This is a genomic window from Ensifer sp. ENS02, from assembly GCF_014851885.1.
In the GTDB taxonomy this organism is placed as follows: domain Bacteria; phylum Pseudomonadota; class Alphaproteobacteria; order Rhizobiales; family Rhizobiaceae; genus Ensifer; species Ensifer adhaerens.
In genome coordinates this window covers 128,939-155,067 of sequence record NZ_JACVAO010000005.1, presented here as the reverse complement: position 1 = coordinate 155,067, position 26,129 = coordinate 128,939, and the positions used below count along the sequence as shown (strand labels likewise).

At 59.8% G+C, this 26,129-nt stretch carries 31 protein-coding genes; 11 read left to right on the top strand and 20 right to left on the bottom strand.

The features are described 5' to 3' along the window. The first annotated feature begins 59 nt into the window (after nt 1-59). The 5 genes from IB262_RS12440 to IB262_RS12420 all read left to right on the top strand — a co-directional run bounded on the left by IB262_RS12440 (nt 60) and on the right by IB262_RS12420 (nt 3,773). Nucleotides 60-1,004, top strand: a complete 945-nt coding sequence (locus IB262_RS12440) for a tripartite tricarboxylate transporter substrate binding protein (RefSeq protein ID WP_113079469.1) — start codon at nt 60-62, stop codon at nt 1,002-1,004. Beyond that, entirely contained in the window at nt 1,001-1,492 is a 492-nt protein-coding gene (locus tag IB262_RS12435) for a tripartite tricarboxylate transporter TctB family protein (RefSeq protein WP_192493624.1), read from the top strand. The genes IB262_RS12440 and IB262_RS12435 overlap by 4 nt, the downstream gene beginning before the upstream one ends. A gap of 14 nt (nt 1,493-1,506) precedes the next feature. Beyond that, complete coding sequence (locus IB262_RS12430; protein WP_060583819.1) at nt 1,507-3,024, top strand: tripartite tricarboxylate transporter permease; 1,518 nt, start codon at nt 1,507-1,509, stop codon at nt 3,022-3,024. 135 nt (nt 3,025-3,159) lie between these two features. Then, nucleotides 3,160-3,327 (top strand): hypothetical protein, encoded by a 168-nt coding sequence (locus IB262_RS12425; protein ID WP_089045897.1) that lies wholly within the window; start codon nt 3,160-3,162, stop codon nt 3,325-3,327. Between the two features lie 278 nt (nt 3,328-3,605). Beyond that, complete coding sequence (locus IB262_RS12420) at nt 3,606-3,773, top strand: hypothetical protein (RefSeq protein ID WP_089045876.1); 168 nt, start codon at nt 3,606-3,608, stop codon at nt 3,771-3,773. Nucleotides 3,774-3,958: 185 nt separating this feature from the next. On the opposite strand, the gene IB262_RS12415 is transcribed toward IB262_RS12420, so the two are convergent. The 15 genes from IB262_RS12415 to IB262_RS35930 all read right to left on the bottom strand — a co-directional run bounded on the left by IB262_RS12415 (nt 3,959) and on the right by IB262_RS35930 (nt 14,969). Beyond that, entirely contained in the window at nt 3,959-4,405 is a 447-nt protein-coding gene (locus tag IB262_RS12415; protein WP_060529669.1) for a universal stress protein, read from the bottom strand. A 101-nt stretch (nt 4,406-4,506) separates the two neighbouring features. Then, nucleotides 4,507-4,782, bottom strand: coding sequence for a hypothetical protein (locus IB262_RS12410; RefSeq protein ID WP_060643727.1), 276 nt, complete (start codon nt 4,780-4,782; stop codon nt 4,507-4,509). 99 nt (nt 4,783-4,881) lie between these two features. Next, on the bottom strand, nt 4,882-5,874 hold the full coding sequence (virB11, locus tag IB262_RS12405) for a P-type DNA transfer ATPase VirB11 (RefSeq protein WP_113079470.1): 993 nt from the start codon (nt 5,872-5,874) through the stop codon (nt 4,882-4,884). A gap of 10 nt (nt 5,875-5,884) precedes the next feature. Further along, entirely contained in the window at nt 5,885-7,057 is a 1,173-nt protein-coding gene (gene virB10 / locus IB262_RS12400) for a type IV secretion system protein VirB10 (protein ID WP_192493623.1), read from the bottom strand. A 9-nt stretch (nt 7,058-7,066) separates the two neighbouring features. Next, entirely contained in the window at nt 7,067-7,921 is an 855-nt protein-coding gene (virB9, locus tag IB262_RS12395) for a P-type conjugative transfer protein VirB9 (RefSeq protein WP_112975804.1), read from the bottom strand. Further along, on the bottom strand, nt 7,921-8,592 hold the full coding sequence (locus IB262_RS12390; RefSeq protein ID WP_113079431.1) for a virB8 family protein: 672 nt from the start codon (nt 8,590-8,592) through the stop codon (nt 7,921-7,923). Before IB262_RS12390 ends, virB9 begins: the two co-directional genes overlap by 1 nt. A gap of 4 nt (nt 8,593-8,596) precedes the next feature. Further along, nucleotides 8,597-8,872 carry a hypothetical protein gene (locus tag IB262_RS12385; protein ID WP_112975802.1) on the bottom strand — a complete coding sequence of 92 codons (276 nt, stop codon included), beginning with the start codon at nt 8,870-8,872 and terminating at the stop codon, nt 8,597-8,599. A 36-nt stretch (nt 8,873-8,908) separates the two neighbouring features. Further along, on the bottom strand, nt 8,909-9,844 hold the full coding sequence (locus IB262_RS12380) for a type IV secretion system protein (protein WP_113079432.1): 936 nt from the start codon (nt 9,842-9,844) through the stop codon (nt 8,909-8,911). A gap of 3 nt (nt 9,845-9,847) precedes the next feature. Continuing rightward, nucleotides 9,848-10,078: an EexN family lipoprotein gene (locus IB262_RS12375; protein WP_113079433.1), complete on the bottom strand. Its 231-nt coding sequence runs from the start codon at nt 10,076-10,078 to the stop codon at nt 9,848-9,850. After that, nucleotides 10,075-10,773, bottom strand: coding sequence for a P-type DNA transfer protein VirB5 (virB5, locus tag IB262_RS12370; protein ID WP_192493670.1), 699 nt, complete (start codon nt 10,771-10,773; stop codon nt 10,075-10,077). Before virB5 ends, IB262_RS12375 begins: the two co-directional genes overlap by 4 nt. Continuing rightward, nucleotides 10,773-13,157 carry a VirB4 family type IV secretion system protein gene (locus tag IB262_RS12365; protein ID WP_192493622.1) on the bottom strand — a complete coding sequence of 795 codons (2,385 nt, stop codon included), beginning with the start codon at nt 13,155-13,157 and terminating at the stop codon, nt 10,773-10,775. The genes virB5 and IB262_RS12365 overlap by 1 nt, the downstream gene beginning before the upstream one ends. Continuing rightward, a complete protein-coding gene (locus IB262_RS12360; RefSeq protein ID WP_060529680.1) occupies nt 13,132-13,473 on the bottom strand; it encodes a type IV secretion system protein VirB3 in 342 nt (113 codons plus the stop codon). Before IB262_RS12360 ends, IB262_RS12365 begins: the two co-directional genes overlap by 26 nt. Nucleotides 13,474-13,477: 4 nt before the next feature. Further along, a complete protein-coding gene (locus tag IB262_RS12355; RefSeq protein ID WP_060643736.1) occupies nt 13,478-13,777 on the bottom strand; it encodes a TrbC/VirB2 family protein in 300 nt (99 codons plus the stop codon). Beyond that, the gene (locus IB262_RS12350) at nt 13,774-14,445 is read right to left on the bottom strand and encodes a lytic transglycosylase domain-containing protein (protein ID WP_060529682.1); all 672 of its coding nucleotides are present in this window, start codon (nt 14,443-14,445) and stop codon (nt 13,774-13,776) included. Before IB262_RS12350 ends, IB262_RS12355 begins: the two co-directional genes overlap by 4 nt. Nucleotides 14,446-14,447: 2 nt before the next feature. After that, nucleotides 14,448-14,969 carry a hypothetical protein gene (locus IB262_RS35930; protein ID WP_082572927.1) on the bottom strand — a complete coding sequence of 174 codons (522 nt, stop codon included), beginning with the start codon at nt 14,967-14,969 and terminating at the stop codon, nt 14,448-14,450. Between the two features lie 93 nt (nt 14,970-15,062). On the opposite strand from IB262_RS35930, the gene IB262_RS12345 reads away from it, so the two are divergent. After that, a complete protein-coding gene (locus IB262_RS12345; protein WP_192493621.1) occupies nt 15,063-15,425 on the top strand; it encodes a MarR family transcriptional regulator in 363 nt (120 codons plus the stop codon). Nucleotides 15,426-15,656: 231 nt separating this feature from the next. Here IB262_RS12345 and IB262_RS12340 read toward each other — a convergent pair whose 3' ends face one another. The 3 genes from IB262_RS12340 to IB262_RS12330 form a co-directional block, all read right to left on the bottom strand. Further along, nucleotides 15,657-17,189: a hypothetical protein gene (locus tag IB262_RS12340; protein WP_192493620.1), complete on the bottom strand. Its 1,533-nt coding sequence runs from the start codon at nt 17,187-17,189 to the stop codon at nt 15,657-15,659. Nucleotides 17,190-17,240: 51 nt separating this feature from the next. Further along, complete coding sequence (locus IB262_RS12335; RefSeq protein WP_063979496.1) at nt 17,241-17,945, bottom strand: autoinducer binding domain-containing protein; 705 nt, start codon at nt 17,943-17,945, stop codon at nt 17,241-17,243. A 147-nt stretch (nt 17,946-18,092) separates the two neighbouring features. Continuing rightward, complete coding sequence (locus IB262_RS12330) at nt 18,093-19,052, bottom strand: LysR family transcriptional regulator (protein ID WP_192493619.1); 960 nt, start codon at nt 19,050-19,052, stop codon at nt 18,093-18,095. 151 nt (nt 19,053-19,203) lie between these two features. Here IB262_RS12330 and IB262_RS12325 point away from each other — a divergent pair, with 151 nt between their 5' ends. After that, the gene (locus tag IB262_RS12325) at nt 19,204-20,109 is read left to right on the top strand and encodes a nucleotidyltransferase and HEPN domain-containing protein (protein WP_113079441.1); all 906 of its coding nucleotides are present in this window, start codon (nt 19,204-19,206) and stop codon (nt 20,107-20,109) included. 221 nt (nt 20,110-20,330) lie between these two features. Here IB262_RS12325 and IB262_RS12320 read toward each other — a convergent pair whose 3' ends face one another. Both IB262_RS12320 and IB262_RS12315 read right to left on the bottom strand, forming a co-directional pair. Beyond that, nucleotides 20,331-20,648 (bottom strand): hypothetical protein, encoded by a 318-nt coding sequence (locus IB262_RS12320; RefSeq protein WP_162731795.1) that lies wholly within the window; start codon nt 20,646-20,648, stop codon nt 20,331-20,333. Between the two features lie 80 nt (nt 20,649-20,728). Further along, complete coding sequence (locus IB262_RS12315; RefSeq protein ID WP_192493618.1) at nt 20,729-21,883, bottom strand: amidohydrolase; 1,155 nt, start codon at nt 21,881-21,883, stop codon at nt 20,729-20,731. A gap of 74 nt (nt 21,884-21,957) precedes the next feature. Between IB262_RS12315 and IB262_RS12310 the strand changes: the two genes are divergently transcribed. From IB262_RS12310 to IB262_RS12295, 4 genes are all read left to right on the top strand, one after another. Next, on the top strand, nt 21,958-22,194 hold the full coding sequence (locus tag IB262_RS12310; protein ID WP_192493617.1) for a hypothetical protein: 237 nt from the start codon (nt 21,958-21,960) through the stop codon (nt 22,192-22,194). Between the two features lie 211 nt (nt 22,195-22,405). Next, on the top strand, nt 22,406-23,431 hold the full coding sequence (locus IB262_RS12305; RefSeq protein ID WP_192493616.1) for a BMP family protein: 1,026 nt from the start codon (nt 22,406-22,408) through the stop codon (nt 23,429-23,431). 18 nt (nt 23,432-23,449) lie between these two features. After that, nucleotides 23,450-25,090, top strand: a complete 1,641-nt coding sequence (locus tag IB262_RS12300; protein WP_210337630.1) for an ABC transporter ATP-binding protein — start codon at nt 23,450-23,452, stop codon at nt 25,088-25,090. Beyond that, nucleotides 25,080-26,129: an ABC transporter permease gene (locus IB262_RS12295; RefSeq protein WP_192493615.1), complete on the top strand. Its 1,050-nt coding sequence runs from the start codon at nt 25,080-25,082 to the stop codon at nt 26,127-26,129. The genes IB262_RS12300 and IB262_RS12295 overlap by 11 nt, the downstream gene beginning before the upstream one ends.

Sequence of the window (26,129 nt, the reverse complement as noted above, 5' to 3'; positions counted from 1 at the left end):
TCCCGTTCGCACACAGCAACAACGTGCGCGGTGAAAACGCGCCTCACGGAGGACTGACCTTGAAACATATTTTCCTCGCAACGATTCTCGCCGGTGCGATGTCGCTACCGGCTGTTGCCGCTGATTACACGATCATTGCACCTGCAAACCCGGGCGGCGGCTGGGACCAGACGGCGCGTTCGCTGCAGACGGTCATGCAGCAGGAAGGCATCTCCGGCAACGTTCAGGTTCAGAACGTGCCGGGCGCCGGCGGCACCATCGGTCTCGCCCAGTTCGCAAGCCAGCAGAAGGGCAACCCGAACGCCCTGATCGTCGGCGGCTACGTCATGGTCGGTGCAATCCTCACCAACAAGTCCCCGGTCACTCTTAAGGACGTCACGCCGATCGCGCGTCTCACCGGCGAATACGAAGCGGTCGTCGTTCCGGCCTCGTCCGACATCAAGACCATGGGCGACCTCGTCGAAGCCCTGAAGAAGGATCCGGGCGCCGTGTCCTGGGCTGGCGGCTCGGCCGGCGGTACCGACCACATCGCCGTTGGCCTGATCGCCAAGGCGGCCGGCGTCGATCCGACCAAAATCAACTACATCGCCTATTCCGGCGGCGGTGAAGCGCTTGCTGCTATCCTCGGCAGCCAGGTTACCGCAGGTATCTCGGGCTACGGCGAGTTCGAATCGCAGGTCAAGGCCGGCACGCTTCGCCTGCTCGCCGTATCTAGCGCCGAGCGCCTTGCCGGCGTCGATGCTCCGACGCTGAAGGAATCTGGTCTCGACGTGACTGTCGAAAACTGGCGCATGATCGCTGCTGCTCCGGGCCTCTCGGACGAGCAGAAGGCTGCCGTAACCGCCGATATCGAGAAGCTTGCGAAGTCCGCCGGTTGGCAGGAAGTCCTGAAGACCAAGGGCTGGCAGGACACCTATCTCGCCGGTGACGCCTTCAACACCCAGCTCGACAAGGACGTTGCGGCGACCGAGGGCGTTCTCAAGGACATTGGACTGGTGAAATGACCAAGGGGCATCACCCTTCAACTGCAACGCGTCGCCCGGATCGGGCGGCGCTCTTCATCGCGGTGGTTCTCGCCGCTATCGCTGGACTGATTTTCTGGGATGTGTCGCGCCTGACGGGCGCTGCCGGCTACTCCCAGGTCGGGCCGACGACGGTCCCCTATGCGATCGCCTGCTGTCTTTTCGGCCTTGCGATCTGGACCGCGATCGAAGCGTTTCGCGGCGATTTTCCAGAGCGTGAGCACCAGGAAGTCGCTCCGGTTATCTGGATCGTCGGTGGTCTTGCCGCCCAGATGCTGCTGTTGAACATAGCAGGCTTCTCGATCGCCACCGGCATTCTGTTCGCGTTGACCGCACGCGGTTTCGGCAAGCGCAAGCTTTGGTTCTCGCTCCCCGTCGGCATTGCGATCTGCTTTGTGGTGTGGGTGATCTTCGCCAAGCTGCTGCTCCTGTCGCTGCCCGCGGGGCCGCTTGAACGCCTGTTCTTCTAAGAGGGCCGACGACCATGGCTACTTTTGAATTCCTGATGCAGGGATTGCTGGTTGCTGCGCAGCCAATGAACCTGCTCTACGCGCTGATCGGCGTAACGCTCGGCACGGCGGTCGGCGTCCTGCCCGGCATCGGCCCGGCACTGACCGTGGCGCTCCTGCTGCCGGTCACCTACCGTCTCGATCCCGGCGGCTCGCTGATCATGTTTGCCGGCATCTATTACGGCGGCATGTATGGCGGCTCGACCACGTCGATCCTGCTCAACACGCCCGGTGAAAGCGCCTCGATCGTGACTGCGCTCGAAGGCAACAAGATGGCGAGGGCGGGTCGCGGCGGGCCCGCACTGGCAACGGCCGCGATCGGCTCCTTCGTCGCCGGCCTGATCGCCACGCTTGCTCTTGCCTTCATCGCGCCTTACATCGTCAAGCTGGCCCTGGTTTTCGGTCCGCGCGAATATTTCGCGCTGATGGTTCTCGCCTTTGTCACCGTTTCCTCCGCCTTCGGCGACAGCACCCTTCGCGGTCTGACATCGCTGTTTGTCGGCCTGGCGCTTTCAGTCATCGGCATCGACCAACTGACCGGCCAGGCACGTCTTTCCTTTGGCGTTCCCGAATTGCTTGACGGCATCGAAGTCACGACGCTCGCCGTTGCCATGTTCGCCATCGGCGAGACGCTCTACATCGCTGCACAGGGCGACAAGGGGCCCGACAAGGTCGAGGCCGTCCGTGGCTCTGTATGGATGAATGCGGCCGACTGGGCACGCTCCTGGAAGGCGTGGCTGCGCGGTACCCTCATCGGCTTCCCGATCGGCGCCATGCCGGCTGGCGGCGCTGAGATCGGCACCTTCCTGTCCTACGCCACCGAAAAGCGTCTGACGAAGCATCCGGAAGAATTCGGCAATGGCGCGATCGAAGGCGTCGCCGGTCCGGAAGCGGCCAACAACGCCTCGGCCGCTGGCACGCTCGTGCCGCTCCTGACGCTTGGCCTGCCGACCACGGCAACCGCGGCGATCATGCTTGCCGGCTTCCAGCAGTATGGCCTCCAGCCCGGACCGCTGCTGTTTGCGACCAATCCGCAGCTCGTCTGGGGCCTGATCGCCAGCCTTCTGATCGCCAACTTCATGTTGCTGGTTCTGAACCTGCCGCTCATCGGGCTTTGGGTGAAGCTGCTGACAGTTCCGAAGCCTTGGCTCTATGCCGGCATCCTGCTGTTTGCCACGCTCGGCACGATCGGGGCCAACCCGTCGGTCTACGAGCTCGGCATGTTGCTCGCCTTCGGCCTGCTCGGTTACGCGATGCGCATCTTCGGATATCCGATCGCGCCTGTCGTCGTCGGCCTGATCCTCGGCCCGCTCGCCGAACAGCAGCTGCGCCGCGCGCTCGCGATCAGCCAGGGGGACTACTCGGTCCTGTTCACCTCGCCGATTGCCGCAGGCCTCCTGATCATCGCAGCTGCAGCGCTGATCGTACCGCTCATCCTTCGGGCCCGTGGCCGCGGCGAAGTCCTTTCGCAGCTCGCCGCCAACGAAGACTAAGCCCCAATAACAATCGGGTCCGGAAACCCTTTCCTGCTTCCTTTGCATGGCTGGCCTGTCCGATTGTGCATTGCAATAAGACCGACCAAACCCCATCTTTTGCTCATCAAAGAGAAAACGAAAGCGAGCAAGAAGATGGCTACCACAACTTACCACAAGGGTTTCATCGGTCGTGCATTCGCAGTTCTCGGCGCTGCTAGCGCTGCCGCCGCCGCTGTCGAAGGTCACCGCCGCCCGAAGGCAAGCGACCTGCGTACGCTGGGCATCGATCCGGCGAACTTCCCGGACACGCGCCGCGGCTAACATATTCCAGCGCCCCGAGGGGCGCCTTATCCTCCCAAGGATATAACGGCTCGGGGTCGAGAGACCACCGAGCCGTTGTATTTTCCGGCAGCCGGCATCTTCAGCCCCCGGCACTTCATAGACCCGGCTCAAGAGGGCAGACGGTCCGACGCCCACTCGTCCCAAGTTGAAGCAGCGTGCTTTCGTTGCATGGCTGGGGTGCTTCATTGTGCATTGCAAAAAGACCGACCAGACCTCATCTTTATTTCATCGAAGAGAAAACGAAAGCGAGCAAGAAGATGACTACCACAACCTATCACAAGGGTTTCATCGGTCGTGCATTCGCAGTTCTCGGCGCTGCTAGCGCGGCCGCCGCCGCTGTCGAAGGTCACCGCCGCCCGAAGGCAAGCGACCTGCACACGCTGGGCATCGATCCGGCGAACTTCCCCGACACGCGCCGCGGCTAACAGATTCCAGCGCCCTCGAGGGCGCCTTATCCTTCCAAGGATGATGAAGAACGGCTCGGGGTCGAGAGACCACCGGGCCGTTGCCATTATGGAAAAGCGCGTCCCTCCTCGTCGGGGTTCGTCGAACGCCGTCAACGCGTTGGCGGCGTATGTAGGACATCAACGAGGCGTCGCGCGACGTCGCCTCACTTCTTCGCGCGATAGATCAATACCGGTATCGTGGAGTGAGCCAGCACCTTGGCAGCTACGCTGCCGAGCATCAGGCTTCCGACGCCACTGCGACCATGGGACGCCATGATGATGAGATCGGCATCTTTGTATATCGCCTGGTCGCAGATTGCGCGGTAGACCTCGTGGCTGCGGACCTGCTCCGTCTGGCACTCCACGCCTTCCGCCGCAGCCTTGCGGGCTAAAGCCGCGAGCATTTCCGCGGCATGTTTGCTGGCCAGCGCCTCGTATTCGGTGCGCGTGCTCGACAACTGCTCGGGATCGACCGAGTAGAGGTGGAATGGTTCGGTAACGGCAAGGATGTTCACTCGTGCGCCGACGTCCTTTGCAAAGGTTATGCCTGCATCGACAGCGATTGTTGCTAAGGGCGAGCCGTCGGTGGGTATAAGAATATTGCGAAACATGGGATCCTCCTCTTCCAAGCTCCAGAGGAAGCTTAGTGCGTGGAGAGGCCTATTCCTTTGATCCCGATCAACGTTCCGGATTTCAGCAGGGAGGCGAATACTTAGCGACCTTTGTCGAAGCGGAAAAAATGTCGCAGTCGCCGCCGCAGGATGACGGACCAAGGCACCTCGGCATTGATCGCCTGGTAGCCAGCTTGTGTCAGCGAGAATTCAACGCGACCGTCATCTACCTCTCTTCGCGTGATGTATTGCATGTTCAGGGCGCGAAAGACCGCCGGGTGCAGTTCCGGTGGCCAGTAGATTTCATCTCCCGGCACCCGATAGGCGCCCGCGTTATAGAGCTCCTCAAGCACGTTCCTTAAATCACTAGCCAGCATTGGATGTTTATCCCGCGCAGCGTGGGGTTTGGCAATGTGCGACACGACGACCTAAGGAGATAGGTCGTCGCTCCAGCACCATTCCTAAACATATCTTCGTCAATGGGCCCTGAAATAGATCTCGGTTACGCGAAACTGCCCATCGATGCGCTTGCATTGTACGATGACGTCAATGGCGATTTTCAAGAGTTCGCGAATGTCGGCGCGCTCCAGGTCTTGTCCGCCCTCTGATTCCTTCACAAGAAGCGTCAGCTGTTCAAACGCCAGTTTCGCGGAGTCAGCGTGCACCGTCGTGATCGAACCGGGATGCCCGGAGTTTACGTTGCGGATGTAGTAGAAGGCCGTTCCATCGCGCAGTTCCTGTAGAAGGATTCGATCGGGCCGCATGCGCAGGCAAGATTCTAGGAGCTCCTTCACGCCGACTTTGGCGAGCCCCTGACCTCCCTTGGAATAGAACAAACGCGCGTGGTTCGGCTGATAAATCAGGAGTTCCGGCGTGTCTTCGATAGAGATGACCCGCTCATCATACGGAATATGACGAATGAGTGCCTTGGAGAGCGTTGTCTTCCCCGACCCCGTCGCTCCTGAGATGACGATATTCTTCCGGGCCAGCACCGCCTGGCGAAGGAACTCGGCCCACGCGCCCGTCTGATGCAGATCGATGAGTTTCCGGTCCGTCGCACCGGCCATGTGACTGCCGGGCGCCATGTTAGTGAACAAGCCACCCTTCTCAAGGTCGTCGAGACTTAATGCGGCCGACGAGGGCTTTCGAATGGTGATACTGACCGTGTTCCGAGTGGTCGCAGGCGGGATGACGATCTGGATTCGCTCATTCCCCGGCAGTGTTGCCGACAGGATCGGCCGCGTTTCATCGATGGATTGATGGGAAAGACTAGCCACGGCCCTGGCAAGGCGCATCAGCTTTTCAAAGGATAGTCCCGGCAGAACATGGGTCCGCCATCCACCAGAGCCTTCTGTCAGCACCTGCCCTGGCCTATTGACGATCACTTCGTAGAGCGAGGGGTCGTCAAGGTACGGCATGAACGGAGACAGCAGTTCACGAACGACCGTCGCATCAGGACCTTCGGTCATCGCCCGCACCCTACTTCGTCACGCGCGTCGACCGCGGGCGGACATCTTCCAGCAACGCGCGGTCAAGGGTTTTGTTTTTCGGCCCGATCACGCGCAATCCGTAAACACCGGAAAAATCGAGATCCCGTGCGACGAAGATCGAGACAAGCTCGCCTTGGTGCTTATTGAGCGTTGGCGGAACGTTGATCGATTGCTCGACAGCGATGGCTGCCGCCTGCTGGCCTGCGTTTGTGGTGGTCTCAGCGTCGACGTCGCTGTTACGCACGCGACTGTTGGCGTAGCTCGTGGCATCGCCGACGATGGACAGGAGAAGCGCACTCCCGAACCGCTCCCACCAGTGAGTGTCGACGTAGCCATTCACGCCCGCCCGGCCGAGCGCATCCGTTGCCGGCGAGGCCAAGGTGACGATGACGCCGTTCGGGGTTTTCGCGCGGTTCCAGAGCACGAAGAGACGCTTCTGTCCTCGCTGGAGGCCGCCCCGATATTCGCCAACAACTTGCGTGCCTTTCTCCATTAGCACAACCCGGCCATTGTCCGATAGAACATCCCGGTTGATTACGCAGCTGGTGAAGCCGGGCTGATCGGATGCCATGGCAGTTTCCAATACGCACGGAATTGACGATCCCATTGCAACTACGAAGTTACGATTGCCGAGCGTCCCGGCGCGCGAGCCTTCAAGCCTGGTCGGCCGTAGCAGCCCGTTGAACCGCTGTTCGTCGGCGTTGGCGGAGTTCTGACCCACCATGCTTCCATCAAGCGGCACGAAATGGCTGTCCGCGGGCACCGCCGGATCCGCGATCTCGCGGTGCGATGTTGTGTTCTTCTGTCCACCGCTGAAGGCGATGACCGGCGACCGGCGCGCCGAGTCAAGCAGCGGATCTTCGTCCTCCACTTCCTCTGCGGCGAGCGGGGTCGGCAGCTTCACTTCCGGCACGGCTTGGACCGGCTCCATCTTCTCCTTGACCGGCTCGAAATTCGCCGTTTGCCGGATGACAACCCGCTCGGGTCTGGTTCTGTCCGTCGGAGTGTGCTCGCCGCTCATCGACCACAGGGCGAAAGCGACAAAGGTAACAACAGCCAGCGCAACCGCGCCGCGCTTCAAGATAGGATTGCTGTCGATCCTCCCCCCGGGAACCGTTTCGCCGCGCTCCCCCGGTATCCGGTTTTCATCTTCCTCAAGCATGACTGTCTCCTATTGCGCCGCGCCGGCTTCAGTCCGAACGACCCGCTCGACCGACGGCGAGGTCGTGTTGGTGTCCGGGTTGATACCGACGCGGTCATAGGCCTCGTTGAAGACGCAGAGCACGTCCCGTCCCCTCCGCAGGATGAACTTCCGGCCAATCGCGTGGGCCAGGACAAGATTGCCGTCTACGGATTTCGGCACCAGGCTTTCACTACCGTCTGAGTTCTCGATGTAGATCGCGGGTATTTCCTGATTGCCGACGAAGGCAAATGTCGTAACCTTGCCATTGTCGTAGACCGAGTGCGGCTCCAGCGCCTGGGAGCCCTGCGCCGAATAACGCCAATTCCGAGCACCATAGCCCTCATGAATGGCCAGGACATTGTCGGCCTCCTTCGACTGAGCAGCGATCTCTCGCGCCGCCGCAGCTTGGCGGCGCCGCTGCGCTTCATCGGCCGGGTAGCGGTACTTGACGTAGAAGTAGGTGTTATGACCCACCTCCACTTTTCCGTCCCGCACCATCAGTTCCATTTGGTAGCTTCGGGTCGAGCCGTCGCGCCGAGTGGAGACGACAGAGAGATTGGTGACCGGCTGATTTTCCCGCGGTTTGAGAAACAGGATGTTTCCTGCCGGCGCCACCTCCCAAGCTACACTGTTGCCCAGCGCAACATGGGCGATCTCCTCGTCGGCCGCGAACTCCACCTGCACCGAAGAACGCAAGGAGCCTATGATGCGAGTGATGTTGTAGGGCTGGTAATCGACAAAGCGGACACGACTGTCCTGCGCCGCGCCGCGCGGAATATCGAGTGCAGATGCCGTGCTGGCGGACGTCGTAAGGAGGAGAGTAGCAATGAAAATAGTCCGCATCAGTTGATGGCCTCCGGATCGGCTCGGTATTCGCTGACGGCAAAACCGAGAGGATTCACCAGCCGATCCGTCGACGACATCGGCGCGTTTGCATAGGAGAACGTCAGCGTTGCAACCCAATGGGTTGTCCGGACTTCTTCCCCGCGGGTGATGGTGCGCATGTAACGGACGGATACGACATGCGAATTTATCAGCGAGATCGAGGCGATGCTGATGCGTGCGGTGGCGCCGCGCCCATAGGTGTTCTGCGGCGACTCCGGATTGCTGCCGCGATAGAGGGCCGAAAACCGAGCCTGCTCCGGCTGCGTCGAGAGAAGCGAGACTGAGCGGAAGTTCTCCTTTGCCTCGCTCCAGACGTAGCCTTCGCGAGCGCGGACGTATTTCGCGGCGAAGTATTTCGTCACGGCCTCGTCATAGGTGCCGGGCGTCGACGTCAGCGCCGAGACGACATCAACGATACCTGTCGAATTGTCGACCCGCACGACAAACGGCTCGACCGATTTCAACGGCGTGAGGCCGGAAATGGCAAGGATCGAAGCGCCGGCGAGAATGCTTGCCGCGACGGCAATGGACCAGGCAACGCGTGAATTGCGCTCGACCTGGAGCATGCGTTCCTGGTCGAAGCGCCGCGCCTTCTCAAAGTATGTCTTGAGTTCGTCGCCGGAGACCATCGCGTCAGCCCCCGCATGGACGATAGGAGGCGTCAACGTCGGACTGAGCAAAGGCGGAAGGTCCCCTGCCCTCTTCGACATAAGCGGTGGCGACGGACTGAGAGGTCGCCGGTCCCGCATAGGACTGTTTCTGTTTGACGTTGCTATTGTCTTCCCACTGCCACATCGAGCGATTGAGGGCGCGGCGCGAATAGCCATCGCAATTCGGGACCGGATAGGTCAGCGATGCGCAGCCGCTTAAGGCAGCCGCCATGCAGAGCAGCGGAAATGTTCTGATCATTCCTGAAGAGCCTTTTTCTTGTTCGTCCGAAAAGCGTCACGAGCCCGAGCCTTTCGAGCTGAAGGTTCGACCAATGGCCCGGACACCGCGTCCGGCCGCACGGGCGGTATGGGACGCCGCCCAGGCGAGCGTGCTTTCGTGGGCGTCGCGTGCAGCGCCGTAGCCGTAGGTCAACGACGCGCCGCCGGCGGCAAGCGCCGAAGCGATGTTCGGAAGCTGATAGAAGACATAGAGGGCAGCGAGGCAGATGGCGCAGAGCGCGGTTGGACGCATCAGCACGTCGGTATATCCTTGAATTGCCGTGAAGGTCGTATCGATGCAGGTGATCAGCAGTGTGCCGACGGCGACGACGAGCACCTGGAGGATCACGAAGTTTGCAAGCTGTCCCAGCCACGCCTCGGTGAAGCGCCGCGTCGCCTGAAACATTGCCAGGGCCACGAAGATCGGACCGATGGCGAGCACGATGGCGAGCGCCAGCCGGGCATAAAGCGATACAACGTAGCCGATCGCCGCTACTGTGAAGCTCGCGCCGATCACCATTGCGCCACCGATACCCATCACAATACTCGACGACCAAGTGGCACGGGACCAGATATCGATGGCTGAATCCTGTCCCTTGTCGAGCAGACTGTCGAACGTTGTAGCGCTCGGCGCCGCGCCGGTGTTCAGTGCCTGCGATATCTCACGCGGCAACACGTCGAAGAAAATGTCGGTGACGTAGGTCTGGTATTCGTCGGCGTCCCTCACCAGCGTCGCGATGATGGCGAGCTTGATCGTCCGAAATGCGAAGTCGAGGATGGGTTCCTGGACCGAGCCGCGGAGCACGAGATAGCCGTAAAGCACGACGTAGAGCGTGACCGCTGCCGTCAGGGGGCCCGAGATCCACTCGGAGACGTTCGAGGTTCCGTCGGAGATAAAGGTCTCCAGCGGAGCCTTGAACTGCTCGTCGACGAAGGCGAAGACCTGATACATGCCTCAGCCTCCAAGCGCTCTTCGCATGCGTCGAAAGCTAGCCTTGAAATCTGCAGCCGCTGCGTTTTGACAATTCGGGGTATTTCCTAATTCACCGGGGTTGGTGCCACACGCCGCCATGATTTCGGCCAGCAGAGCCTCGTCGGCGATGAGTTCGTCGACAGTGTAGGTCCGTTCGGCTCGCTCGGAGCAACTGACCAATAGGACAGCGAGAAGAACGATACGGCCCTTCATTGCAGTGCAGCTTTCATTGCATCCATGCGTCGGCGCCAGTCCTCCACCTCGCGCTGCTCGTCGACCTGTGCCTGTGCCTGCTGGACCATTCGGAGGGCCTCCATGCGCAGTACATCGGCCTGGAGGAAAGCTGTTTCCGCCTGAAGTCGCGCCTGAAGGTCGGCTATGTCCTTGGCGTCAGCCGCTGTCGAAATCTTCTCGCGCAGTTGGTCAATGCCATCGACGCGCTTGGCCGCGGCATCGTAGATATGCTGCGCTAGGCTCATCTGCCCGGCATTCTTGTTCTGAATGCGGGAAAGCTCCTGCGCGTAGAAGTCCTCTGCGCTGGTCCGATAGGTCGAATTACCCTCAAGGAATTTTGTGGCCGTATCGCCGAACACGCCCGTTGCGCTTCCCTTGAACAGTCCCTCGATGACGTTAAAGTCCCCAGGCAGCGCCTTGCGAACGGCAGGATCGTTCAAGACGCCGGCAACATCCGCCATGTCGGTGATCTTGTTGAGCGAGCCGTAAAGCTGCTGCGCCTGCTCTATCTGCTGGTTGAGCGCATCAAGCTGAGCTTTCAGTTGGGCGATACTCTCGAGGTGCTTGGCGATCGCGGTTCGGTCGATCACCGGGATTCCCTGCCCGGCTGCCGTGCCGGCGGAGAGAATGAGCGCCGCGGCTATTGCCGCGCCGTGAATTCGATAGAAAGCCATTAGCTCAATCTCCTTCTTTGCTGAAAAATCGGAAGCCAATCCGCGAGCCGGTCGCCGACTTCTGTGCGGATGGCATCGGCGAGTTCGACATTCGCGGTGCGGCCGGAGAGGATGGCAAGTTCGTCGTCGAAACCGCCGAGGTTCAGTTCGGCGACAACGCTATTGTGTCCTTGCTTCAATATGAATCGGCGGCTCTCGACGGAGAGCTCCCGTGCAATGAGTTCATACTCCCGCTCGGTGAGCTTGAAGCCGTCGACATAGTCGGCGTGGTTACTGCGGGAATTCGGTAGGAAGATCTGCGTCGCGCATTGCTCGATGATCGTATGAGCGATCGGCGATACGATGGCATCGCGCGGGCTCTGCGTAGCAAAGAGCATAAGCCCGTTCTGCTTGCGGATCGTCTTGAGCTTGTTCTGTGCGAGATCGCGAAACCCTTCATCCTGGAGCGCCTTCCAGAACTCATCGATAACGACGATGATGCGCCTGCCATCGATCAGTTGCTCGACGCGATGAAAGAGGTAGGCCATCAGCGGCGTGCGGATTTCCTCGTTGTCGAGGAAATCGGTCATGTCATAGCCGACGAATTTGCCGTCGAAACCGATGTGGTCAATGATGTTATCGAACACCCAACCGAGGGGCCCCCCTCTCTCCCACCGCCGCAGTCGCGCGGCAATGCCTTCGGGATCGGCGTTGTTGAGGAAGGTCCTAAGCGCGCCGATCGTCCGGCGCTCCACCGGCAAGTCGGCAAGGCCGTCGATGGCGACGGCGATATCGCGGAGTTCGGTCACCGTCAGTTCCCGTGTTGCCGAGCCGACAAGCCTGCCGACCCAGCGCGTGAGAAACACCTTGTTGTCCGGCGTCGGTTCCAGTGCCTTCAGGGGAGCGCACCCGGTCGGGGCACCATTCTTCAGCGGCAGATAGGTGCCGCCGGCGGCGCGCACGTAGAGATCAGATCCCCTGTCCTTATCGAAAAACACAACATGCGGGTCATGTTTCTCGAGCTGCGACAGCATGAAGTTCAAAAGCACGGTCTTGCCGGCACCGGACGGTCCGCACACGAAAGTGTTGCCGAGATCGCCATAATGGAAATTGAAGTAGTACGGTGACCCCGACGCCGTCTTGAGAAGAGCGACGGCAGGTCCCCATTCATTGCCGTGCTTCCGACCGATCGGGTAGGAGTGGAATGGTGCGAGCGCCGCGAAGTTGCGCGACGTAATCGCGCCGGACCGGGCGCGATAGCGGAAGTTCCCTGGTAGTTGTGCCCACCAGGCCGCCTCGAGGCCGAGATCCTCGCGCGCGACGACGGCGGCTCCACTGGTCAGGCTGGCGCGCGCCTTGGCGAGATTGTCGGTCAGTTCCTTCACCGATGGTGCAAAGACGGAAAGCGTCAGGTGGTGCTCGCCTAGCACGAACCGATTGGACTCCAGATCGTCCATCGCCCCATCAAGTTCCTCGATCTGTGAGGCCGCCTTGTCCCCACTGCTGACCATCTGGTTTTGCTTGCGGCCCATGATCACACGGGCGTCCGCTTTCGAGACGAAGGAGAAGGATTGCGCCAGGATCAGTTCGAAAGGACTAGTGAGCACACCGTCGAGCATGCCGGTCCGAGTTCTGGCCGGATATTCCTTAAAACTCAGCATGCCGGCAAAGCGGCTTTCGGCCTCGTGCCGGATCTCGATTGACTCGCGGCCGACAATGACACGATCCGAGTAGATCGCCGAGGCGATACGCCCCTCCGTCAGCGGGATCGGCTCGCGACGGCCGCCGACGAACTGATGCAGCACTTCGCTCGGCTCCGAGAACAACAGGCCGTCACGTTCGTAGAGGCACAGCACGCGCGGTTCGAAGCGTTTCAACGCCGCTGTGACTTCGACGACCTTGTCGCGGAGCTGCTTGAGGGCTTCCTCGTCGAGTTCGGCCCCGGCCCGACCTGCCCGACGCAAGCGCGCCAGCAGCCTTGCCGCCTTGTCGGACGGATCGCGGGCGGGAGACCACAGGATCGTCAGATAGAGGTCGTTGCGAAACAGGTCCTCCCCAACCATGCGCGCGCGATACTTATCATTGAGCGCCGCCGAGAAAGGTGTGGTGAACGTGCCTTCCGGATAGCTGTTGTCGCGACGGCGGATGAGATGTGTCCACAAGGCAAGCCGCTCGTCGGCGATGTTCCGATAGAGCGTGTTGAGGTCCCTATGGAGAGCATTCAGGTCGAGAACATCCGCGGTCTCGAAAGAGACGCCTTCGAGCGCGATCATTACCATCAGCGCCCGGGAATCGAGCGCGATCGTCGACACGTCGACATGGCGGACATAGGGGATGAAGGTCTCCGGACCGAGTTCGCGAGATCTAAGTGTGGTCAGGCTAGGCAAATCCGAGGTCCCTTTCATCGTATTTCCGGGCGAGCTTCAGGGGACTAAGCGTCGCTCCGCCCCAAAAGGCGCTATTGCGCGACCGGCCGCGTGTGTCCACCCAAGCCAGCAAGATGCGGAACATGTTGTGGTCGTGCTTGACGAGCGCGCGGAAAATGAGGTGAAAGACGACGCCAACAGCCAAGTAGGCGATCGAGCCGGCGACGATGTAAAGAATGGTCGTCAGCATGATGTTCATGCCCATGGCTTCCATCGTCACGCCAGCGATCATCGCCGGCCGGGTGCAAGCGATGAACAGCGTGTCTTCCTCAAGGATTGGCCGAAAACTCGCCATGGCGTCAGCTTCCGACGATGGTGTTCACGAGTTCGGTAGCGCCGAAGATGCCGCCAATGCCGATGATCCAGAACCCTGCGCGCCTCAGATCCATGTAGCCGAACATCCAGGCTATGCAGATCACGATGATCGCGATGACGGCCAGAAGCTTGGCGATGTTGCCTGTCAGCATTTCGACGATGTTCTGCAGCACGGTCTCGATGCCGGCCGCCTGCGCGAAGGCGGGTTCGACCATGGATGCCAGGATGGCCATTGCCATTACGGCGGATGCGGCGATCGGGCGGATACGGGCGCTGAAAGTCATTCACTCTCCTCCATATGACTGTTCTGAAACACGAGGACGGAGGACCTCCGTCTCGATCTGAAAACGTCCCAGGACGGCACCGACGCCGTTTGATCGGCAAGGGCCTCGTCCTTGCGTGCATCGCCGATCGCCTCGACAAGAGGCGCTTCGTTGAGCTCCCTCTCCCGTCCATCATCTTCGATCATGAGCGTCGTGATGGTGCTGGCGAGCCGGCTTTCTTCCTGGCGGACCTGCTCATCGTACCTGACCATCGCGCCGACAGATGGATCGTTTCGTCCGTAGTAGGAGTGCAGCATCACCTGTTCGGCCCGGCTCGGGTCCGCGCCCGCTTTCACCGCCAGCCGGTAGTACCCATCGAGAATGGTCGCCGTGGCCCGAAGGTTGCGGCATGGGTCGAAGGCATCTGAAATCGAAAGATTGAGCTGGCGGAGTTCTTCCATGCCGATGCCGCCGAGGCCGAGCTGTATGTCGTGCCGCTCGGCTGCCAATGACGTGGCGATTGCGATCGCCTTCACCTTGGTTGTGGGCTGCACCGAGAGTGTCGCGCCGCTGTTGACCCGGATGGCGAAGGGTTCGAACCGGCTTTCAAGGCTGACGATGGCGGCGAGCGTCTCGCTTGCAATTGTGGGTGCGCACGTTTGCGCCAAATCGAGGAAAGCAACAGGCATGCTCAGTACCACACTCGTTGCTTGCCAACCCCGTCGATGATCACGTCGATGTAATGGGGTTGGGGGCGGATGTTCGGTCGAGTCGTCACATAGCGCTGACACTGTGTACGGCCGTCTCTCCGCCGCCACGCTGCCGATGAGTTCATCCGATCATCGTTGGAGTAGCATTCAGCGTTCGAGACGGTCTGTGGCGTGGCCGAGATACAACTCGCTTCGAGCCCATGGTCTCCATACCGCGTTGTCAGGCGATAACCGTCATTGCAATAATAGGGGTCGTATCGAGGGCGCGAGGCCTGAAACCCAACGCTGCCGCAAGTGGGAAAGGAGCGCCCTCTTGCAAGCGCGCGCCAGAGCCTGTGGATTGGCGCCCGGCATTCCGCGTATTGCGTCGGACCGCTCGGATTGGAAAGGCACAGGATAACCTGGCACCCCCATTCGCCCGCCTGCGCTTTACTCTCGAAAACAAGATAGAATGGCGCTAAACTGGCTGCAGTGACAAATGCCCGTGTAAGAGACTTGTTCATGGCCACCACCTTCACTAACGCGATTGTGCGCAATCCTAACAGCGGCGCAATTTCGCGACGCTTTTTACAATCATATATCTGACAGTATAAAAAATGACAAGCGCACTTAATGCCCATTGGCAGAGCCAGCTGTTTTCGGCTTACGCACTGCAGGAAGTTTTCGACAAACCGGTTGAGGGAGAGACGCCGCAATCGCGTTTGAAGCAGGTCGGAATGATGACGGTGCTCTATATGATGCATCAAAACCATGAAAAGCTAACGCTCTCGAATATAAGCCAAATTACCGGTTTGACGCGCAATGCTGTGGCGGAATCAATCGATCCTCTCATTGAGCGGGGCATATTGACCGAAACGATTGTGAAGAATTCGATGGGACGAGGAACTGCGAGGCAGTTTGAGTTCTGCCCGGACGTTTTCGATCGCCTGAGGTTAAGTCCCGAGCAGCAAAAACCTTAAACTTAGTGATTTTTTTACGACACTAATAACGGCATGCGACGGTGGCGTTGAACCGGCCTGCACGCTGACCACTCGGCGCAGCAACTTCGAGCAGCTTCGTGACCTTCCAAGAAGGCGTTAGTTTGGGACCGAAAGTTCAACTCGGCATCCAGATCTGCCCTTCGCCGGTCGTCGGACGAATGCCTGCATCGCGATTTTCACTTACAGGACAGTTCCCAAGAGGTACTTTATTCACTTGGCCGTGCGCCGCAGCTCTTCCAGTAGCGGTCGCAGCTTGTGCTTGCGCCGGTGCTGCTCGATAAGCCCATCAAGGTACGCAAGCCACTGGCCGGACCGCCCGCAAGCCTTATACGCGCGGGCGGCAATCCCGAGCCACAATGCGGCCGTCTCATAGCGGCTTGATCTTCCTTCAGACATAATCGGGTCGGCCATGCGGCATGCAAGGACAATCACCCAATCGGGGTGATCCGCCAATGCCCGTTCAGCAAGTCGACCCAGCGTAGGGTCACGTGGACTGAAGAAACGCGTTTCCTGCAGGTCGATGCAAGCAACGGCGTCGGCGACCAAGTCCTCGTCGAGCAGGATTTCGATCCGCTCATAGGCGTAAGGTGCCGCGGTCAGCGCCGCAAGCAGCAATTCGCGCAACTTCGGCCAATCCGACGGAGCAACGAGTTTCTTGGCCACGCGGAAATCTTCCCGTGCAAGGCTTTCTTCGAAGGCTACTTGCGTTGCCTTGAACATCATATCCCGATTGCCTACCTCATGCGCCTTTTCGCGCAGCCAGCGTGCCAGCATTGCCCTGCCTGTTCTGTGATGCCAGTTTTCTTCGCCTTCGCCGCACCCGTCTCGCGACAGTCCCCAGGCCGCAAGGTCGATCGCGGCTTCCACTCGACCGACAGCCGCGACGGCCTCCGCAAGCCGCAGGAGATCACCATGTGTGGTCAGGCGCAGATGGGCGAGCGCGACCGCCTCATCGACACGCCCCGTCTGCGCCAGCTTCACCGCATGGTCGCAATGAAACCCAGCCGCACGGGAAAGGTTGAGGAAATGCTCACCACGCCCCATGGCTTCGAGCGCGGCAAGTCGGGCCCGCGTCAGATCTTCCTCGAGCGGATCGCTACCTCCTCCAGGCGGCCAGCTCTGCCCAAGCCCTGCGAGCCTCGCCTGAAGGCCTGGTTCGTCCCAGCCCTGCATGCAAGCTGCAATGGCAGTAGCAAAGGCATCGTCGGCGCCGAATTCTGCGAGTTCTCCCTGCCAGTCGGCCAATTCATCGGCGAGGTCATCGCGCGCCTCCTGTGAGACACCATCCATGAGGGCGGCTTGAGCGATCAATTGATCAAGCCGGGGAAAGAACTCGTGCAGGGTTTCATCCCAATCGGCGTTTTCCGGCCAATATGCGGCCAGCCCCGAGGCAACGGGCTTCAAGATCGTTAATGCATGGGCGCCGCGCCCGGTAGCAAGAAGGGGTTCAGCCTCGTCAATCAGTTGTTCGAGCGCCGCTTCATCGATACCCGCAGACCGTTCGCCCCAACTGTGCCGATGCCGCCCCGAACCGGTCGAAGCGAAAAGCGCTTCGGCGCGACGACGAAACGGCACCGGATCGAGCAGCGCGCTTGCCTCGTCAGCTACCGAAGCCGCGAACCTGGCATCGAGCCAAAGGGCAAAGCCCTCGTCTCTCTCGGCACGTTCCAGCACAAGCGCCTCAAGCCGTTCACGCGAAATCGCCCGTAAATGCTCCGCGCGCTCGTTCGCCGCCTGCTTCATCTGTACTCCTAGAAATTCGACTTCAGACGTTTGGCGGCGAAGCGCTTGGCTTCAAATCAGCTTTAGCTTCGTCGCCAGAGCCGTCGCCTGCGGAAGCGAGTAGGCATTTAGCTTCCTGCGCGCATTATTCATGTGGAAGTTGACGTTCCAGTAGGTCATGTTCTCGATGTCGGCGATTGCTCTCATGGATTTGCCCTCGGACGCCCACTTAAGCATAAGCGCCTGTCTAGTGGTCAAAGCGATGCTCGGTTTTGCTGTAGGCTCAATGTTCGTTTGCTCGATCCGCACATGAAGCTGGGCGACCGCCATGGCGGCCGCTACCGGATCGACATCACCTTTCAGCGAGAGGGAAGGCTTGTGTGAGGCCATGGTCAGCATTGCTATACGTCTGAACGCAGTCGCGACTGGAATGGTGATCCCCGACCGAATACCGAAACCGGCGGCATCCAGATAAAACTGCCGAACGCGCCTCGATCTGACGGTCCTTGAATTTTCGGAAGACCAGGTGAACGCCTTCATCGTCGCCCTTGCAATCTGGATCACGGGATCGATCTCGTTGAAGCTTTTGGCGAAGTACCAATCCTGCCATTCAGGATGATAATTCGAAACGGCGAATGTTCCGATTGGTTGAAGATTAAGGTAGGCGTAATACTCGAAGCCGAGCTCTTGCGCGAGCTCGGTGAGCGCTTCATTGAACATCTCCTTGGTGCGCGCCACGGTGGAAACATCGGTTAGCTTCTGAAACCAGCCCTTCACCTTCTCCTCCTTTTTGCCCTCTCGTCTTACTCAAACAATATTCGGCCCAGCGACATTCTGGACCTTTTGGAGAGCCGCCGGCAAGTTGTGCTCCTGCCAAGGACCCCCATCGCCAACCTCTGACGGCTTACGTTGCCACTTACCTACCTATTCGCCATGGGCCGGAAGACCGCGCTTGGTGTTGCTTCTTCCGGTATCGTCACCCACAGCTTTAAGCGATCTCGATGCCGCGGCCAGCGTGCGGGCAACTTCTACGATCTCTTCACGGTTCGCGGTCGGGTCCTCTTTGTTCCACGCAAGCCCCATGCCGATCGTGAAATCCACCCCCTCCACTTCCCGAAGCCGGAACGACTGGTGGGGCAAATCTCTGGTCCATTCCGGCGCGAAACCTACGCCCATCCCGGCCGCGACAAGCGAAACCAGGGAGAGCGTGTCATCGCAACTACAGGCAACCTGATCGAGAAGGCCAAATTTTTTGAACTGCTCGAAGAAGTACTTTTCCGTGTAAGATAGATTTGAGCGGGAAAAGGAGATGATCCGCTCCTGTTTCAGATCGCCCATTGTGACGGTCTCCGCCGTCTCAAGACGGCTGCCAAGTGGCACCGCCAGAAGATATCGTTCGTTGGCGATGCTCTGCCAACGGAGCGATCCGATGTTTTCGACAGGCCGGATGAAGCCAAGGTTGATGCGGCCCTTCTCCAGGTCACGGATGATTGCATCCGTGGAACCGCTGCTCACGTGTATCTGAATATCGGGAAATCGCTTGCCGAGCTTGTTCAGAAAAAACGGCAAGACACCGAAGGTCGCGGGATATATGGTTCCGATGGTGATCCGATCGACATTCTTGCCCGCAACAGCCCGGACGATAGCGGAACTGTTTTCGATCTCCCGCAGAACATTGATGCACCGCTCGTAAAAAACTTCGCCAGCTTTTGTCAGTTGAACACGACGCGTAGAGCGGATGAGAAGCTGAACGCCGAGCTCCTTTTCCAGCGTTTGTATCTGCACGCTAAGGGCTGGCTGCGCCATGGAGAGCGTCGCCGCAGCGCGCCCGAAATGCAACTCCTCGGCGAGGGTTGCAAAACATCTCATTTGACGGAATTCCATTCGCCTGTCCTCTGCATCCGCGCAAGTCATTCCACACGGAGACAGATCATCCATTAATCTCCCATATAGATCAATCTGTTATTTTTTAATAATGCAAAAACCATTAATTCCTGCAGTAGACGGCGAATCGTCTTTATCCTATCGGTTGAGTATGAAAACGAGCCTGGAACATCTTCCCGAGAAGAAGCAGCGCGAACTTGCGCGCGTCGTGGAGATCATCCACGAGGAGTTTGCCGATGCGCTCCAAGGCGGCTCGGCCGATTTCAAGAAGCGCGGTCGGATCCTGAAAATCATCCTCTTCGGCTCCTACGCCCGCGGCACCTTTGTTGACGAACCGCATACGATGAAGGGCTATCGCTCCGATTACGATATCCTCGTCATTGTCAATTCGAAAAAGCTCGCAGAACCGGAATACTGGGAGAAGGCGACCGACCGGTTGATGTGGGACAAAGGAGTCTCGACGCCCGTCGGGCTGATTGTCCATGGCGCCCGGGAGGTGAACAACTTCCTTGCGGACGGACAGTATTTCTTCGTCGATATCCAGCGCGAAGGGATCGTGCTCTACGAACTCGACGACCGGCCTCTGGCCGAGCCGAAACGACTCTCGCCTGCCGACGCGCTCAGGGTGGCGAGGGAGCATTTCGAGAGACAATGTGCAAGCGCGAAGTATTTTTGTCAGTTGGCACGGTACGCCATTTCTGACGAACAGCGAAATCATGCAGCGTTTAATTTGCACCAGGCAGTGGAGACCGCCTATTCTTGCCTGCTCCTCACACTAACCAATTACAGCCCACCGTCGCACAATATCAAGTTTCTCCGTGGCCTCGCCGAAGATCGTGATCAGCGGCTGGTGGAAGTCTGGCCGCGTGACCAGCATCGCTATGCCGCCTGGTACAACATTCTCAACGAAGCCTATGTAAAGGCGCGATACTCGAAGCACTTCGAGATTACTGAGGGAGCGTTGGCTTGGCTTCTCGCGCGGACCGAACATCTCCACAGCCTCATCGAGGCGATCTGCATGGAGCGGCTGGCGGAATTGGAGAGGGGCTCAGCCTAGCTTCCACAGCCTACATCTCCCGACATGAGTTGGAATGAGTATAGGGCGTGATCGACACCGAGGTCGCACCGCCGAAGGCACCTTGACCGAACCCGTACTCGTGCAGCGTCCGTATTGCCGAGCTTCGGGACTACGTCAGCGACGTTTGGCCATGTCGCTCACCAAATCAGACCAGCCATAATGACGGAAGGTCCGAATAGTCGTCCTGCTTGCAGGATGCATCATTTGGTGATCCGCCTGGTGCAATGGTTCTCTCGCTTGATGCAGGCAATCTCCGCCGTCGAGCATTCGGCAATGCCATTAACGATAACGCAGTGCGAGCATTGATCGGTGAATTCCAGGCAATCCGGATTGGCCTTGATGAAGTCTTGCAGGCTGGCATTCTCGGTCTGCTGCGGCTCAGGAACAGCGTCGGCAGCCGGCGTATCCGCCGCCTGAGCGGCGGTCATCCCCGCGATGGCAAGCGCCAGGCAAAGCGCGACACGACTACTGGACCGCCTCATCCCCTGCTCCTCCTCTATGCACATCCGACGCGACATGAAACGGCTCTCGGCCGAAACTGCGCACTGTCGGAGAGTGCCGTCAGGGCGCCCGCCGTGCAAGCGACCGTCCGGCGCCCTCACCCCAGTTCGTTGCGGATCGCCCGCATGAACACCTTGGCGCCGATGCCGATCAGGTCATCGGGAAAATCGTAGTCCGGATTGTGGAGCCGCGCGTGGTTCTCGCCGGCGCCGAGAAAGAACATCGCCGAAGGCGCCACGCGCCCGAAAAGGCCGAAATCCTCCGAACCCTTCATCGGCAGCACGCCCTCGCCGCGGTCACGGCTGACGCCCTCCTCGTCCATGGCCCGCTCAAGCGCCGCCACGGCGCGTTCCGCATTGCTGCACTGGTGGAACACGTCCTCGTAGCCGATCGTGACCTTCAGCCCGGCAGCACGGGCCTCTTTCGCAACCAGCGTCTCGGCACGGGCCACAAGATCGGCCATGCGCTCGTCGGTCAGTGTGCGCAGCGTCGCCCAAATCTCGGCATAGCCGGGGCTGATGCCGAAGGCCGCCTCGCCGAGGCGGGCATGCGTCACCGTGACCAGCGTGTAATCCTCGTTAAGCGGCCCGTTGTTGCCAAGCGCGGTCAGCCCGGAAAGCAAGGCGGCGATCGCAAAGGTCGGCGCAATGCCGTCCTCCGGCGTCGAGGCATGCGCCGTCTTGCCGGAAAGCAAGATCCGCATCCCGCGCGAGGCGCAATTTACCGGTCCTGAGCGCAGCGCCGCATGGCCAAAGCGTAATCCCGGAAAATTGTGCAGCGAGAAGACCAGATCCGGCTTGATGTCAGCAAATTTCGGGTCGGCAAGCACGGCCGCAGCACCGGCGCCGTTTTCCTCCGCCGGCTGGAACATCAGGATCGCGCGGCCTCTCGCCGGTCGCTCGCGTCCAAGCCCTTTGGCCAGCGCCATCAGGATCGTCATATGTCCGTCATGGCCGCAGAGATGCCCCTTGCCTTTGATCTTCGAGCGATGGCCGATCTCCGAGATCTCCTCGATCGGCAACCCGTCGAGCTCGGCACGCACCATCACCGTCGGCCCTGGTTCTCGGCCCTCATAGATCGCCGCCACTCCGTGCCCGCCAAGACCTGTGATCACTGCATCCGGTTTCGTCTCGGCCAGGGCCTTTACGATCGTATCCGCCGTCTCCCGCTCCTCGCCCGAGACTTCCGGCCGCCGATGCAGGTCGCGCCGAAAAACGGTGAGCGCCTCAAGTTCACGGTCGATCAGAAACATTCACGCGCCTCCGCTTCTTTATCAGGATAGAAGCGCCAGTTTCCGGCTCCACTGCTCATGCCTCTGGACAACGCATGATCCTGGTGACCTGGCCCATTCAAAAGTCTCCCAGCCACGACCTTAAACCATCTTCGCTATTGAAAGAGAAGCGCGAAAGACGTCGTTGGACACAGCTGCAGTGGGATCGACTTCAGCCCGATCTCACACTTGCTTTGCCGGTCGCACTGGAACTTGTTCGCCCAGGTCGCAACCAAGAAACCGGTTGCTCGAAACTGCGCCCAAAGTACGCACGGCTCTCGGTCTTCAAGTGAGGCCTCCAACTTGTCGCGTTGAATGATCGGTTAGCGGCTTCAGACGCGACACGTCTTTCTTCAGACTGCACAGAGCTTGTCGCGCAAGCTGCGTCATATCCGGTTGAATGGCGTACCACACCCCAATTGCTGCAAACTCCAACTTCCCCTACATTGACCAAGTGGTAAAAAAGACGCGCGCCAAACGCGCAATCAATCAGAGGGGAACTTAATGCAAAGCGATTCCTTCAATTTTGCCATTTCCAGAAGAACCCTGATCAAAGCTGCTGGCGCTTCCGGCGTGGTGGCGGCGACGGGTCTGCCGGGCCGTCTGCTCGCTGCGGATCCGATAAAGGTGGCGGCCATCTACACCGTTCCGGTCGAGCAGCAGTGGGTCAGTCGTATCCACAAGGCAGCGAATGCAGCCAAGGAGCGCGGCGACATCGAATATGTCTATTCGGAAAACACCGCGAACAACGATTACGAGCGCGTCATGCGTGAGTATTGCGAGGCGGGTCACAAGTTGATCCTTGGCGAGGTCTTCGGCGTCGAGGATGCGGCCCGCACGGTTGCCAAAGACTACCCGGATGTCGCCTTTCTGATGGGCTCGAGCTTCAAGCCCGACGCCGCTATTCCGAACTTCTCAGTTTTCGACAACTATATCCAGGACGCATCCTATCTGTCCGGCCTTGTCGCCGGCGCAATGACGAAGTCCAAGAACATCGGCATGGTGGGAGGCTATCCGATCCCAGAGGTTAACCGGCTGATGAATGCATTCATGGCCGGCGTCAAGGAAGTGGCCCCGGACACCAAATTCCAGGTCGCCTTCATCGGCTCATGGTTCGATCCGCCAAAGGCCAAAGAGACCGCTTTCGCCCAGATCGATGGGGGTGCGGACTTGCTATATGCCGAACGTTTTGGTGTGTCCGACGCCGCCAAGGAGAAGAAGGTCTTGGCCATCGGCAATGTCATCGATACCCAGGCGGACTATCCGGACACCGTTGTCGCATCCGCACTGTGGCATTTCGAACCGACGCTAGACAAGGCGATCAGCGAAGTGAAGGCCGGCGCGTTCAAGGCTGACGACTATGGCATCTATTCCTTCATGAAAAACGGCGGCTGTTCACTGGCGCCTTTCGGCACCTTTGAGAGCAAGGTTCCGGACGCCATCAAGGTCAAGGTCGCGGAAAAGGAAAAGATGATCAAGGACGGTTCGTTCGCCGTCGAGATCAACGATGCCGAGCCGAAGTCTTCCTAGCCTTCCTTCCTCGCGTTCATGGGAGAAGTGGTCGGCTGTGGCGGACCAGGAATTACACTTCGCCAACAGCGACCATTCTCTCCTTGGACGGGAAAGGAAGTCCCCACAACTCCTCTTCCGGTCGCCGACGTGTCTAGCAAAACCGCCCTTCGTCTTTCCCGCATCAGCAAGCGCTTCGGCCCACTCAGGGCTAACGACGCCATTTCGTTTGAACTCAAGCAGGGCGAAGTCATAGCACTTCTCGGGGAGAACGGCGCCGGCAAGACGACTCTGATGAACATTCTGTTCGGCCACTACGTCGCCGACGAAGGAACCGTCGAGGCATTTGGCAAGCCGCTGCCGCCGGGAGATCCGCGCGCTGCCATAGATGCCGGCGTCGGCATGGTTCACCAGCACTTCACCCTCGCTGACAACATGACGGTGCAGGAAAACATTGCGCTTGGCACGCAGAGCATTTGGCGCCTGCGGCTCGACCGGGCCGCCGCGCGACGGCGCATCGAGCGATTGTCCGCCGATTTCGGCCTCGCCGTCGACCCCACAGCTTCCGTCTCCAGCCTTTCAGTCGGCGAGCGACAGCGCGTCGAGATTCTAAAGGCTCTTTATCGCGAAGCCCGAATCCTAATCATGGACGAGCCGACGGCTGTCTTAACCCCCGCCGAGACTGAGGCACTGTTCCGGACGCTGAAGCTGCTCGTCGCCAAAGGCCTGTCGATCATCTTTATCTCTCATAAATTACACGAAGTGATGGCTGTGAGCGATCGTGTGCTGGTTCTGCGTTCCGGCCAGCTCGTCGGTGAGCGCGAAACAGGTTCGACCGATCGCAAAGAACTGGCAGCGCTCATGGTTGGAAAAGAGGTCAAGCCAGCCAACGTCAGTCCGCTGAAGCTCGGAGCACCGCTGCTGGCACTCGAACAGGTCTCCGCAACGGCCTACAACGGGGCGGGCCTCGACAAAGTATCGCTCACCCTCACAGCCGGTGAAATCACCGGAATTGCCGGCGTCGCCGGTAATGGTCAGGCTGTCCTTGCTGCCCTTATCGCCGGCATCCGGCGTCCCACCAGCGGCAGCATTTCCATCGCTGGACGGGACGTCGCCGACTGGTCGCCGCGCGCCGCGCTCGCACATGGCGTGGCCCGCATTCCGGAAGACCGCCACGCTATCGGCAGCATCGGCGACATGAGCGTGACGGAAAATGTCATCGCCGAACGCTACCGAAGCCCTCGGTTCAGCCGCATGGGCTTCCTGAATTGGAAAGCCGCCGGGCGTTTCGCAGAGAAACTCATTGCCGACTACGACGTCAAATGCCCTTCGCCCGAAGCACGCATACGCCTACTCTCAGGCGGCAACATGCAGAAGCTCATTCTCGGCCGGGCCCTTGATGCCGACCCCGCGGTCATCCTGGCAAGTCAGCCGACACGCGGCCTCGATGTCGGCGCCGTCGCCTATGTTCATCGCATGCTGCTCTTAGCGCGAGATCGGGGCGCCGCGATATTGCTCATTTCGGAAGATCTCGAAGAAGTCCTGGCATTGTCCGACCGCATCTTCGTTATGTTCAAGGGGCGCCTTTCCACACCCTCTGCAAGGGGCGAACGCAGCATTCGGGAACTGGGGGAACTGATGGCGGGCCACAGCGGGGAGCGCGGCGATCATGCGGCTTGAACCGAAACCCGCGCTGTCCCTGGCGATCACCTTGCTGTTTCCGCTGGCTGCCATAGGCACCACACTGGTGCTGACGTCGGTACTGGTTCTCGCCGCCGGCGCTTCCCCACTGTCCGTCTTCTATCTTGTGGCGAAGGGGGCGGCCGGCTCACAGTTCGCATTCCTAGAGACCTTGACCCGGGCGACGCCACTGATCTTCACGGGTTTGGCGATCGCCGTCGCCTTTCGGGCAAAGCTCTGGAACATCGGCGCAGAAGCCCAACTCTACATCGGTGGCGTCGTTACCGTGGCGCTGGGAACGGGCGCACTGCCCCTGCCTTCGGTTGTTCTAATCCCGGTAATTATGGTCGCCGTCATGGCCGCAGGCGCGTTGCTTCTGCTCGGCCCAGCCGTGCTGAAGACGCGTTTCGGCGTCGACGAGGTGGTCACAACGTTGCTGCTTAACTTCATCGTCCTGCTGTTCGTGTCGATGCTGCTCGAAGGTGTGCTCAAGGATCCGATGGGGCTCGGCTGGCCGCAATCGCAGAAGGTCATTGCCGAAGCACAACTGCCGCGCCTTATCCAGGGCAAGCGCCTGCACTATGGCTTCATCATCGCCCTTGCTTCGGCCGTCCTCATCTGGATCGTCATGAAAAAGACGCTTCTCGGTTACGAAATGCGCGCCGTCGGCATCAATCCCGAGGGCGCACGTTTTGTCGGAATTCTGGTCGACCGCACTCTGATGAAGACGGCGTTGCTTTCGGGAGGACTGGCCGCTCTCGCGGGTTTTTCCGAAGTCTCCGGGCTCAAAGGCAACCTGACGCTCGACCTGTCGCCAGGCTACGGCTACGCGGGCATCGTCGTCGCTATGCTGGCCATGCTGAATCCGCTCGGCGTCATCGCCTCTGCCATCTTCGTCGCCGGCATCTTCGTCGGCGCAGATGCCATGAGCCGAGTGGCCAAGGTACCGAGTTACATAGCCGACGTCATGGTCGCCACCTCGTTACTGACGATGGTTGTCGCGATCCTTCTGACGCGATTCCGAATCAGGTGGAGGTGA

Bases quoted from the DNA above. Each gene is read 5' to 3' on its own strand.
- IB262_RS12435 (WP_192493624.1), top strand. From the start codon at position 1,001: ATGACCAAGGGGCATCACCCTTCAACTGCAACGCGTCGCCCGGATCGG.
- IB262_RS12430 (WP_060583819.1), top strand. From the start codon at position 1,507: ATGGCTACTTTTGAATTCCTGATGCAGGGATTGCTGGTTGCTGCGCAG.
- IB262_RS12425 (WP_089045897.1), top strand. From the start codon at position 3,160: ATGGCTACCACAACTTACCACAAGGGTTTCATCGGTCGTGCATTCGCA.
- IB262_RS12420 (WP_089045876.1), top strand. From the start codon at position 3,606: ATGACTACCACAACCTATCACAAGGGTTTCATCGGTCGTGCATTCGCA.
- IB262_RS12415 (WP_060529669.1), bottom strand. From the start codon at position 4,405: ATGTTTCGCAATATTCTTATACCCACCGACGGCTCGCCCTTAGCAACA.
- IB262_RS12410 (WP_060643727.1), bottom strand. From the start codon at position 4,782: ATGCTGGCTAGTGATTTAAGGAACGTGCTTGAGGAGCTCTATAACGCG.
- virB11 (WP_113079470.1), bottom strand. From the start codon at position 5,874: ATGACCGAAGGTCCTGATGCGACGGTCGTTCGTGAACTGCTGTCTCCG.
- virB10 (WP_192493623.1), bottom strand. From the start codon at position 7,057: ATGCTTGAGGAAGATGAAAACCGGATACCGGGGGAGCGCGGCGAAACG.
- virB9 (WP_112975804.1), bottom strand. From the start codon at position 7,921: ATGCGGACTATTTTCATTGCTACTCTCCTCCTTACGACGTCCGCCAGC.
- IB262_RS12390 (WP_113079431.1), bottom strand. From the start codon at position 8,592: ATGGTCTCCGGCGACGAACTCAAGACATACTTTGAGAAGGCGCGGCGC.
- IB262_RS12385 (WP_112975802.1), bottom strand. From the start codon at position 8,872: ATGATCAGAACATTTCCGCTGCTCTGCATGGCGGCTGCCTTAAGCGGC.
- IB262_RS12380 (WP_113079432.1), bottom strand. From the start codon at position 9,844: ATGTATCAGGTCTTCGCCTTCGTCGACGAGCAGTTCAAGGCTCCGCTG.
- IB262_RS12375 (WP_113079433.1), bottom strand. From the start codon at position 10,078: ATGAAGGGCCGTATCGTTCTTCTCGCTGTCCTATTGGTCAGTTGCTCC.
- virB5 (WP_192493670.1), bottom strand. From the start codon at position 10,773: ATGGCTTTCTATCGAATTCACGGCGCGGCAATAGCCGCGGCGCTCATT.
- IB262_RS12365 (WP_192493622.1), bottom strand. From the start codon at position 13,157: ATGAAAGGGACCTCGGATTTGCCTAGCCTGACCACACTTAGATCTCGC.
- IB262_RS12360 (WP_060529680.1), bottom strand. From the start codon at position 13,473: ATGGCGAGTTTTCGGCCAATCCTTGAGGAAGACACGCTGTTCATCGCT.
- IB262_RS12355 (WP_060643736.1), bottom strand. From the start codon at position 13,777: ATGACTTTCAGCGCCCGTATCCGCCCGATCGCCGCATCCGCCGTAATG.
- IB262_RS12350 (WP_060529682.1), bottom strand. From the start codon at position 14,445: ATGCCTGTTGCTTTCCTCGATTTGGCGCAAACGTGCGCACCCACAATT.
- IB262_RS35930 (WP_082572927.1), bottom strand. From the start codon at position 14,969: ATGAACAAGTCTCTTACACGGGCATTTGTCACTGCAGCCAGTTTAGCG.
- IB262_RS12345 (WP_192493621.1), top strand. From the start codon at position 15,063: ATGACAAGCGCACTTAATGCCCATTGGCAGAGCCAGCTGTTTTCGGCT.
- IB262_RS12340 (WP_192493620.1), bottom strand. From the start codon at position 17,189: ATGAAGCAGGCGGCGAACGAGCGCGCGGAGCATTTACGGGCGATTTCG.
- IB262_RS12330 (WP_192493619.1), bottom strand. From the start codon at position 19,052: ATGGAATTCCGTCAAATGAGATGTTTTGCAACCCTCGCCGAGGAGTTG.
- IB262_RS12325 (WP_113079441.1), top strand. From the start codon at position 19,204: ATGAAAACGAGCCTGGAACATCTTCCCGAGAAGAAGCAGCGCGAACTT.
- IB262_RS12320 (WP_162731795.1), bottom strand. From the start codon at position 20,648: ATGTCGCGTCGGATGTGCATAGAGGAGGAGCAGGGGATGAGGCGGTCC.
- IB262_RS12315 (WP_192493618.1), bottom strand. From the start codon at position 21,883: ATGTTTCTGATCGACCGTGAACTTGAGGCGCTCACCGTTTTTCGGCGC.
- IB262_RS12310 (WP_192493617.1), top strand. From the start codon at position 21,958: ATGATCCTGGTGACCTGGCCCATTCAAAAGTCTCCCAGCCACGACCTT.
- IB262_RS12305 (WP_192493616.1), top strand. From the start codon at position 22,406: ATGCAAAGCGATTCCTTCAATTTTGCCATTTCCAGAAGAACCCTGATC.
- IB262_RS12300 (WP_210337630.1), top strand. From the start codon at position 23,450: ATGGGAGAAGTGGTCGGCTGTGGCGGACCAGGAATTACACTTCGCCAA.
- IB262_RS12295 (WP_192493615.1), top strand. From the start codon at position 25,080: ATGCGGCTTGAACCGAAACCCGCGCTGTCCCTGGCGATCACCTTGCTG.